The sequence below is a fragment of the Paenibacillus sp. Soil787 genome (genome assembly GCF_001429545.1).
In the GTDB taxonomy this organism is placed as follows: Bacteria; Bacillota; Bacilli; order Paenibacillales; family NBRC-103111; genus Paenibacillus_E.
Genome location: NZ_LMSP01000001.1, coordinates 480,082 through 490,406, shown reverse-complemented (window position 1 = coordinate 490,406; position 10,325 = coordinate 480,082). Strand labels below are relative to the sequence as shown.

7 protein-coding genes are annotated in these 10,325 nt (G+C 44.9%); all 7 read right to left on the bottom strand.

What is annotated here, in order from left to right:
* Positions 1-56 precede the first annotated feature (56 nt).
* The gene (locus ASG93_RS02060) at positions 57-1,421 is read right to left on the bottom strand and encodes a glycosyl hydrolase family 28 protein (RefSeq protein ID WP_056828320.1); all 1,365 of its coding nucleotides are present in this window, start codon (positions 1,419-1,421) and stop codon (positions 57-59) included.
* Positions 1,422-1,535: 114 nt separating this feature from the next.
* Entirely contained in the window at positions 1,536-3,098 is a 1,563-nt protein-coding gene (locus tag ASG93_RS02055) for an extracellular solute-binding protein (protein ID WP_056828319.1), read from the bottom strand.
* A gap of 86 nt (positions 3,099-3,184) precedes the next feature.
* Positions 3,185-4,048, bottom strand: coding sequence for a carbohydrate ABC transporter permease (locus tag ASG93_RS02050; RefSeq protein WP_056828317.1), 864 nt, complete (start codon positions 4,046-4,048; stop codon positions 3,185-3,187).
* Positions 4,049-4,076: 28 nt separating this feature from the next.
* Entirely contained in the window at positions 4,077-5,051 is a 975-nt protein-coding gene (locus ASG93_RS02045) for an ABC transporter permease (RefSeq protein ID WP_056828315.1), read from the bottom strand.
* Between the two features lie 205 nt (positions 5,052-5,256).
* Positions 5,257-7,488: a helix-turn-helix domain-containing protein gene (locus ASG93_RS02040; RefSeq protein ID WP_056828312.1), complete on the bottom strand. Its 2,232-nt coding sequence runs from the start codon at positions 7,486-7,488 to the stop codon at positions 5,257-5,259.
* 161 nt (positions 7,489-7,649) lie between these two features.
* Positions 7,650-8,843: a helix-turn-helix domain-containing protein gene (locus ASG93_RS02035; protein WP_056828310.1), complete on the bottom strand. Its 1,194-nt coding sequence runs from the start codon at positions 8,841-8,843 to the stop codon at positions 7,650-7,652.
* Positions 8,840-10,255 carry an amino acid permease gene (locus tag ASG93_RS02030; protein WP_056828308.1) on the bottom strand — a complete coding sequence of 472 codons (1,416 nt, stop codon included), beginning with the start codon at positions 10,253-10,255 and terminating at the stop codon, positions 8,840-8,842. Before ASG93_RS02030 ends, ASG93_RS02035 begins: the two co-directional genes overlap by 4 nt.
* Between the last annotated feature and the right edge of the window lie 70 nt (positions 10,256-10,325).

The following is a 10,325-nucleotide window of genomic DNA, read 5'->3' as shown; positions in this document are numbered from 1 at the left end:
TCCATTGCAAAATTATTCAATTTCATCAGATTTCTTTCAATCCGCCCACTCATCACTTACATTTTTGAAATCACCTTGACATTTTGTACATAAGACCCTATTAAGATATCATCCGAATCCAATTCCAGCTGTCGGCCGTTCACTAATACATTCTCAAAGGTTACGCCGTCCACAACCCGGGTTTCATCAAAACCCTCAATACGGGACGGATTTTCGCAAATACCGTTAAAGACGATATCTTTAAAGTGGATATTCTCTACCCGTTTTCCCGGATGCGGATTATATTTCGGATTATGAACGACCCGGATGTTGAAAAGCTCTCCGAGCTCAAATTGTTCAATCCGGATATTTTCGTACCTGATGTTTCGGACAGTATTATTGTCCCCTGGATTGATGGCCATACATCCCCAATAATCGCGCTGCGGTTCGTGATGCTCCAAAATGTCGATGTTCTCAAATACGATGTCTTCAATGACATTTCCACCGTTTTCAGAATCCCCATGGGTTCCGATATTCATGGGATGGGCAACATCTGCCCAAAGGATCGAGTTTCGAACCGTAACGTGCCGGCTGTCTCCGTCAAACTCCCCGCGGTGTCCGTATATGGCGATACAATCATCGGAAGTTCGCAGAAAGACGTCGTCGATGTCAATATGAGAACAGGACATCATGTCGATGCCGTCCGACCAACCTCGGGTACTGAACGTCTTAAGGTTACGGATTGAGATATGTTCGGATTGTCCGATCAGTACGGTATAGTGTGGTGGATCAACCGTGATAATTCCTTCTATCGTGATGTTCTTTGAGAAGGTGATCTGAACTCCACGATAATAGGTGGTTTTTTCAAAATCCGACATATAGAGCAGCCCCCTGCCCCTTATCGTCACATCATGTACATGCTCGCACACTAACGCCCCTACAACAACGGCACCTCCAGCGATATAAACCGTTTTCCCGGAGGGAATGCGCAATTGGGGCTCCTCCAAAATATGCATGCCTGGTCCAAAGTAAATCACATCGGGATCTGCCAGATCGGGAACGTTCTCTTCCAATGGATTTGCAAAAATGTGAAGATTATGGAACCGATCTCCATTCACTTCCAATGATAATTTACGCGGACGATCAAGCATGAACGCCACCCGGTTACCGTTATATGCACAATCGAGACCTGATGATAAGGGGCGAATCACCGCTTCCTTTACAACTCCTATGTTCTTAAACACCTCTACTTCGACGGGTCCGGAGCAATCGAAATAAACCATGGAGGCATTTCGCACGTCATGCATGTCAACTTTCACGTTATAACAAAACAACTCCTGCCACTCGCCTTGCTCCGATCGGACTCGCACCGTAAAATCGAAATTGCGGACCGCTTCTGTGGGTGCGGGATATGTAATCAAATGATTTTGAACCGTATTCACTAGACTTCTCCTCCAAAATCACTTTTATTTGTAAAATAAAGGGCCGGGAAAGGTTGGAACATGACTTGCATGTTCCAACCGACCGGCCTATAAATGAAGTAATATTATTGAAAGTTACTTCTTATTCCGCTCTGCATACACCTTGGTGACTTCATCCGTCAATTCTTGACCGCCGGATTTCAGCCAATTCGCCTTGAAATCGTCAAAGGCTTTATCCGTATCCGCTTCGCCTGTGACCGCTTTAATCAAATAAGCGTCTTCGAGTGTTTGCAGATTCGCCCAATATTTCGTTTTGGTGCTCAAAATGGCCACACCCAAAATATCTCTGAGCGGCTCATAACCGGTATCCAGCTTCACTTTCAAGTCCTGCAATTCTTTGCTCGTCGTATATTTGATCTTGGAAGTATCTACAGCATTGAGCGGATTGTAGAAGCTGCCGGCGCCTACTTTTTGCACAATAGCCTCCGGTGCCGTTTTTGGTATGACAAAGTCGCCTTCCTGATCGTAGTTAAGGCCCTTTTGACCAAACACCGTCAGCAGCCAGAACTCATCATTTGTTGCAATGTAATCAAGAATTTGCTCAATCTTTATACGTTTAGCTTCATCCTTCTCGAGCTGAGCGCCTAACAGAACAGGAGCTTGACGCGCGCCGTACGAGAAGCCGTACGCTTTGCCTGCTGGACCGATAACCGGCTTTCCGGCGATAACGTTCTGACCCTTGTCCATTCCGGGCTTCGCAATAAATCCGGAGGTCTTAGCGAAGTTCCCCCACCCCATGTTATCGACCATACCGATCTTTTGGGCGGCGAATTTTTCATTGAGCTGGTTGTTGTCGGTCGTAATGAACTCCGGATCTATAAGTCCGCCCTTGTACCACTTGTTGAGAAGCTTGAGCGCCTGACGGGTTTCTTCCGTGATCCCGCCATATACGATTTTACCGTCGGAGCCTGTCTTGAACTGATACGGCGATACGCCGTAAGCCGAGAATACGGAGGTGAACATTTGGATCGGGAGCTTGCCTCGGCCCGATAGACCGAATGTATCCTTCTTCCCATTGCCGTCCGGATCGTTATTGACGAATTTGGTAAGTACATCCTCAAGCTCCGCGAGTGTTTTCGGCGGCTCATTGTAGCCAATCTTCTTCAGCCAAGCCTCGTTGTAACCGGGTATGAAGCCTGAATTGCCGCTCGGCCATACTTTCGGAATCCCCCAGTTCTTGCCTTTGTAGTTGCCAACACCCCACGCGCTGGAATCAACCGAATCCAGTGCTTTGATATAATTCGGCATCGATTTTTTGATTTCATCCGGGTTAAGGCTGGCAATGACACCTTGATCAGCCCAACCAGCCATATCGGTTTCGTTCGCATCGATCGGGAAAATGTCAGGAATTTGACCTGAGGCAAGCAGAACGTTGAATTTATCCTTCCAGGACGCGCGTTCCAATTTGACGTTTGTAATCTTGACGTTGAATTTTGCTTCTATTTGCTTCTGCACGTAGTTGCCGTCAGCTTCCGGAGAATTAAAGTCATTCGCCCACGTAATTTCAATCGGTTTCTCCGTCGCTCCCGGTTTCGTTGATCCAGCCGGCGTTTGTGTCGCGGATTTTTCTGCGCCGCATCCAGCAGCAATAAGTGACATCGACAAGACGATAGAAGTCATTCCCAACCATTTTTTCATTCTTTTTATCCTCCCTTTTTTTAAAAACAATTTATATATTTAGACGAACACTACAAGAGTGATCTGTTTAAATCAGGTGAAATACGTTATCCCTTAAGCGAGCCGACTAAGGTTCCCTTAACAAAATACTTCTGTAGAAACGGATAAATAATCAGGATTGGCAGTGCAGTAAACATAATGGCTGCAGCTTTGACGGTGTCCTGCGTATCAAACAATGTTGGGACGGGTAGAAGGGGGTCGCCCTCGGTCGTAATTACTAGCCGTCTTAAGAAAGTTTGAAGCACGAACAGCTTTGGGTCCTGAAGATAGATAAGCGCATCGAACCACGCGTTCCAGTGCCCGACGGCAGACCAAAGCCCAAGTGTAGCCAAAACCGGCTTCGATAGCGGAAGTACAAGGGTGAACAAAATTCGCAAGTCGCTTGCCCCGTCAATTTTGGCCGAGTCCTCCAATTCCTCCGGAATGTTCATAAAGAAATTGCGGAGAATAAGCAACGAATAGGTGCTGATCAAGCCCGGGATAATCAAGGCCCATCGCGAATCGATCATTCCGAGCGACTTGATCAAGAGATAGGAAGGAATGAGCCCTCCGCTAAAAAACATCGTAATGACGATAAACATCATGTAAAAGCTGCGATGCGGAAGATGTTTCTTCGCGAGCGGGTATGCTCCCATCGACATAATAAGGAGCGTTAGAAACGTCCCGACAACGGTACGAAAAACCGTGTTCCCTAGAGCAAGCCATATGTGATTATCTGTCAACACCCGATTCCAGGCGAATAGCGATATCTTCTGCGGGTACCAATGCATACCAGGCCGAAGCGCCTCCGCAGACGTACTGAAGGAAATCGAGAGAATGTGGATAAATGGATAGACCATACAAATGCTGAGCATAATGATAAATCCGATCAAGAAAACCTGAAACACCTTTTCTCCGTAGCTAATCTTCATGTTTGATCATTCCTTTCCGGCCATTACGTTAGGTAATTCCTTCTTGGCCCATTTTTTTCACAATATAATTGGTAAACAGAACCAACGTCAACGCGATCACATTCTTGAATAATCCGACAGCCGTCGTCAGGCTGAACTGAGCGTTTTGCAGCCCCACCCGGTACACATACGTGTCCAAAATATCGGATACGCCATATACGGCAGGTGAATATAAATTGAGGATTTGGTCGAATCCTGCATCCAGTACGCCGCCGACCCGCAAGATAAATAAGATGCTGATAACCGGAAGAATGGAAGGAAGCGTAATATGCAAGGTTTGCTTCCAGCGATTAGCTCCGTCAAGGACAGCAGCTTCGTACATTTGCTGATCCACACCGGCCAATGCGGCCAAATAGATGATCATTCCCCAGCCGACTTCTTTCCAAATGGCAGATACAACCAGTGTAAACCTAAAGTAGGTTTCGGATCCCAGAAAATAGACCGGTTCAAACCCGAGCAAATGGATAAAATAATTGACGACCCCGCTATTCGGAGAAAGCATCGTAATCATAATGCCCCCGAGCACGATCCATGATAGAAAGTGAGGCAAATACGAAATCGTTTGAGCGATCTTCTTGAATATCGAGAGCCGGATTTCGTTAAACAGCAAAGCCAATATGATCGGGGCCGGAAAGCCGAATAGGATATGATAAAAGCTGATCACGACCGTATTCTTCATGATTTTCCAAAAGTCTGGGGACATAACAAACAAATAATGAAAGTGCTTGAAACCCACCCAAGGGCTTTCCCCTATTCCTTTCATAATATAAAAATCTTTAAATGCCAATTGAATGCCATACATGGGACCGTAATGAAAAATGGCATACCAGATCAACATGGGAGTTAGCAACAGGAACAAATACTTGTTCTTCTTATATTCTCTCCATGTTTGTGACAATCTCGATTCCGTTTTTTTATCAATCTTTTTGCTTACACTGATTTCAGAGGTGGTTGCCGGATTCATGCTCATAAACTCCTTTCATAGATGAGGCTAGTACCTCGTTTCATGCCTTTACTCTATACAGTTGAAAGCGTTTTTTCTATTGTAATATTGTTCAATTTCCTAAGAATTCTTTCAGTTCGGATTGCATTTTCTTTAATGAATCCGTGATAATCGCGTTCCGCAAAAAAAAATCAGCCTGCATAGGCTGATTGATGAGTATTCCCCACTAGATTGCTTTCACATCTGCGTGTTTCGCCTGCCGGTACTGAACAGGTGTGACGCCGAAACGTGCTTTAAATTTGTTATGAAAATATTGCGGGTTGCGATACCCGGCGAGAGACGCGATTTCCGTGACGGACAAGCTGGCGTCATTACGAAGCAGATCTGCGGCTTTATTCAGCCTGGCACGAGTGACATATTCGGTAAACGATTCCCTCATGACTTCGCCGAACAAGGTTGATATATAGGCTGGAGCGAGCGAAGCCATTTCGGAAAGAAGATTCAACGAAAGGTCTTCGTGCAAATGTTCGTCGATATAAGCTTTCAATTTTAATATTACATCCGTATGCGCATGATTGCCCGATTCGTTTACATGAACAGCAATCTGCCGCGAGAGGCTTCTAATCGCTTCCATTGTGGCCGATAGCGTATCTTTTTTCAGTTCATCAAACAGATTGGAAGGAGGAACCAATTGTTGTAAATCCAACTCGATCACGACCTGATACAGCGTGGAAACCAGCTGAAGCAGCGCCAATTCTACCGCTTCGAGCTGCAGGCTCTGTTCCTCCAGGATACCCTCGAATTCATCGGTAAACTGATTCGCTCCGTTTACATTCCCGACCTTCAATGCATTTTTATAGAGATCAAACGAAAACATGTACGGCGACGGGTTCAATGCAGAAATCTTCGAGTGTTGAATAATTGCTTCCTGACCATAAAAAAAGCAATAACGATAAGCTTGCTGCGCCAATTGATAAGAGAGAGGGATTTCTTCGAGCGATTGAACCAAAGAGCCGATCGCAGCCCCGAATCGGATCTCATCACGAATTACCTCTTTTACCCGAACTAAATCTGCAGCAATCGCCTCATCATCAACCTTGTCGCGGGAATCAAAGTAGAAGATGATAGCTGCTTCCCTCAGGTTCAAGCAGACAATTTCGTTGCGTACGGAGTGATCAATCTGCTCATAACGCTGCTTGAACTCCTTACTGTGACCTTCGATGAGCGGAATATACGCTACAAGAAAGTGGCAGTCCTGAGGCAAGTCGTCCATATTCTCCAGACCAAGGCTGGCACCCAAAACAAGATTTTTCATCTCATTCGTTTTCGCCAGGGATTCCAGGGTCTCGATTTTTTGTCCCATGATATTCAGCGCGTCGCCGATGATTGCGTATTCGTTCATTTGGGACTGCGCCGAATTGGGTTGATGCAGGCTGCGGATATGCTGTACAAGCCTTTTCATTGGAATATAAAATCGTTTTGAAATCATGTAGGAAATGACAAACCCTAACAAGAGTACCAAGCTGCAGCCTATGAATATTTTTGTTTTGATTTGTTGGGAAGCTAATACAAACGTATTTATTGGACGAACCATTGCATAGGTCCAACCGTTCCCCGACTTCGATTTGTCGAGGTACGACATTACAATTGTGCCGCTCTTGTCATCAGCGATTTCCCGAACGGTCTGACCGGATCCAATTACGTTCTGAAGAAGCTGAATTTCGTCCGGATTCGAATCCGTTGTTTGAACGATCAAATTCCCGACCGCATCAAATATATAAAGCCTTTCGTTCTGGGAGTTCATAATTTTGGCAGCAGCCTGTTTGACGTACTCCTGCTCGACATCAACAAACAAGTATCCTTTAGGCATAGCGCTTGGGATGTTATACGGAAGCTTAACGACATAAGTCATCACCTGCTTCTCTTCGGTGATACTAGGGTTTGTGTCCGGCAATGTTCGGGTTATCCATTGGTTGGGAGCAATTTGCTGCAGCTGCCCGATGAAAGCGGCGTCTGTAGAGTTATCAGGCTTCATAAAAAAGGAATTGCTGTCAACGACATAATTTCCCGTACGAAAATAGGCCGTCATTTTAGAAGCACCTTCAATTGCCAATTTATAATTATCGAGATCCTGGCGAAACGACGCAATACGGCTGAGGTTGCCTTCCCAACCGTTGTCCAACAAATAATTCAAATTGGAATTATTCTGAATGAATATGGTGGATAAAGCTTTATTCTGGAGATTGTCTTCGAATCTTCTAAGCAGCGTTTGTTCGACATAATCCTTTGCGGTATTGAGTCGGTTTTGGCTGTCCTTGGCAATTTCGCCAACCATCAATCGATTGGCTTGAGAATATAGGTAACCTCCCGTAAGCCCGATCAGGACGACAGCCAAAATCGTGTAGGATAAGATGAGACGGGTAAAAAATGTATCTCTGTACTTGGGCAGAACTCTCATAATAAGCCCCCTTTAACCTTCTCGGATCATTCATCCGGTTCATCAGTATGCGCTTTCATTACTTTAACATATATTGTACCACGTTTGCATGATGCCTTGCATGTAGAGAAAAAACCCAATCACATCAATAAGAGTGATTGGGTTCCTGAAGCAAATGAGCGTTAGCACTGAATAGATGACCGATAGTCCGTAGGACTGCAGCCCATAACGATTTTAAACTTACGGGTAAAGTAGTTCGCGTCTTGAAAACCAACACTTGCGGCAATCTCTTGTACGGCTAGGCCCGTATTTTCCAAAAAATATACGGCTTTTTCAATTCGAACCTTATTTAAAAAGTCAATAAAACTTAAACCCGCTTCTCTTTTGAATAAATGGGCAAAATAATGGATGCTCAAACAACAATGCTGAGCAATTTCCTTTAACAGCATTTTTTCCTGATGATGCTCCTTAATATATACGATTGCGGAACGGACGATTGGGGATACCTCAAATGCATGCTCTACCGTTACCTGCCTCGCGAGCTTCCTCCAATATTCGCACAGCTTTTTAACAAATTTGTCATATCGAATGGTACTATACAAGTCTTCAAGCATCTTCGCATTTTCGGATAAGATATCAGATGCATTTCCGCCTAAATCGACTACCATCCTTGACAAAGAGAGTACCAGATCATAGGCTTCCGCCTTGAACAGATTAATATTATGTTTGTACGATTGGGCAAGCCGTTCTATTAACTCAACCAAATAAGCAATAGAGCCTTCTTCATCGCCAATGCGGACACGTGACAGCAACTCGATTTTTTCCTCTTGGGTCACTAGCTTAGTCCGTCCTTGTTGATTACTTCTTTGCCGATCATATTGAAAAACCATCCGGTTACCTTGAAAAAAACGGTCGATCAATGATTCTTTGGCTTCGTTAAAAGATAGGTGAAGCTTATATGGATCTTCATAATAAGTTCCTATTCCGGCCGAGACGGAAAATCCTCTCGTATCTATGAAATTTTGAATTTTCCGGACGATACGGACAATAACTGGTTTATTGAATGGATCCGCTGGTTGAACTGCTCCTAAATCCAAAAGGACGGCCAGCACTCCTTCTCCCACCCAAACCCACAAAAAAGGCAAAGTAATATTTTCATATATCGCTTCAACCAACTGCTGCCCGATCTCTATACGCCATTGCAATGGCTTATCCATGGCAAAATCGGTGAAACGATCAATGGACAAAACCATGACTACTTGAGGACGTATTCCTATTCCAAGCCGCTCACGTATTTCTTTAAAGTCCCCTTCATGGATTAACGTTCCAGAAATAAGGAGTTGAGCAAAGGCCGCTTGGGCCGTATCCAATTTCATAGTTGTTCCGAATGACCAACCGTTTGCTCATGTTTCGAGCGATAAAACAGATGGTAAACGCCATAACATACTATGGTAAAAGGGATTCCGTAGTAAAGAGCGATCTTTTGTTCTTTATCGAACGCCAAACCGACTAATGCAACTAGACACAGGATAATGGCAAGAATGGGCACAAGCGGGAATAGCTTTACTTTATATTTTAAATCGTCCAGGCGGTTCCCCTCGGCCATATAGCGACGGCGGAATAAATATTGGGACAAGGCAACCCCCATCCAAACGAGAATTCCGGCGAATCCAGAAATACCGCTCAGCCACAGAAAGACGGTGTCCGGGGCTACGATACTTGAAATCAAGGCAACAGACGCAACGATGGCGCTTACGATCAGAGCCCGAAACGGTACGCCATTAGAAGTCAACTTACTCAGGTAAGGGCTGGCCATATTGCTCTTCGACAGCGACCACAGCATACGGGAGGAGGCATATAAACCGGAGTTGCTTGCCGAGAGAAGCGCTGTCAAAATGACAAAATTCATGATATCCGCCGCAAAAGGAATTCCCATTTTATCAAAAACAAGCACAAATGGACTATCCGTAAGGCCGGCTTCGTTCCAAGGGATTAAGGAGCTTAAGATAAATATAGACGCTACGAATAAAAATAAGATCCTCCATATCGTATTTCGCGTCGCCTTCGGAATCTCTTTTTCAGGATTTTCACTTTCGCCTGCAGCAATGCCGATCAGTTCCGTTCCCTGATAGCTGAAATTAACGGCTACCATGGTCATGAATACCGGAACGAAGCCGTGTGGAAATAATCCTCCATCGTGGGTGAAGCCTGATCGAATCGGAGCCGAGCTGAGGCCTTCGAAAGGAATGATTCCCATGATCGCGGCAATTCCTAATAAAACGAACAAAGTAATCGTGATGACTTTAATGCTTGAAAACCAGAACTCGGATTCAGCAAAGAGGCTCGCCGAGATGGCATTCAAAAGGAACATGAATGCAATGATTAGTGCGATCCAGGCCCAAGCCGGAACATCAGGGAACCATCGGTTCATTAACATTCCGGCACCGACCCATTCCGAAGCGACGGCTACAATCCAGTTGATCCAGTACAACCAGCCTATTGTAAATCCGGTTGCTGGACCTATAAACTTCGTTGCATATACCTGAAAGGAACCCGTCACCGGCATAATAACAGCCAGTTCAGCTAGACAGAGCATGACTAGATACATTAAAAGTCCGCCGGACAAATAAGACAGAATCACACCGCCGGGTCCTGCTTGATTGATCAAATACCCCGTACTTACAAATAAGCCTGTTCCGATAGCACCTCCTAACGAAATCATATACAAATGCCTGCTTTTCATGGAACGTTTCAGCTGGTCGTTGCTTTCCTTTATTACGCTTGCCATATGAAGAATACCCCTTTTCAGTTAATTTAGCACGGAAAGCGCTTTCATACACTTCGCAAATAAGGGATTT

Excerpts from the sequence above, each read along its gene's own strand:
- ASG93_RS02055 (WP_056828319.1), bottom strand. The coding sequence starts at position 3,098 with ATGAAAAAATGGTTGGGAATGACTTCTATCGTCTTGTCGATGTCACTT.
- ASG93_RS02050 (WP_056828317.1), bottom strand. The coding sequence starts at position 4,048 with ATGAAGATTAGCTACGGAGAAAAGGTGTTTCAGGTTTTCTTGATCGGA.
- ASG93_RS02045 (WP_056828315.1), bottom strand. The coding sequence starts at position 5,051 with ATGAATCCGGCAACCACCTCTGAAATCAGTGTAAGCAAAAAGATTGAT.
- ASG93_RS02040 (WP_056828312.1), bottom strand. The coding sequence starts at position 7,488 with ATGAGAGTTCTGCCCAAGTACAGAGATACATTTTTTACCCGTCTCATC.
- ASG93_RS02035 (WP_056828310.1), bottom strand. The coding sequence starts at position 8,843 with ATGAAATTGGATACGGCCCAAGCGGCCTTTGCTCAACTCCTTATTTCT.
- ASG93_RS02030 (WP_056828308.1), bottom strand. The coding sequence starts at position 10,255 with ATGGCAAGCGTAATAAAGGAAAGCAACGACCAGCTGAAACGTTCCATG.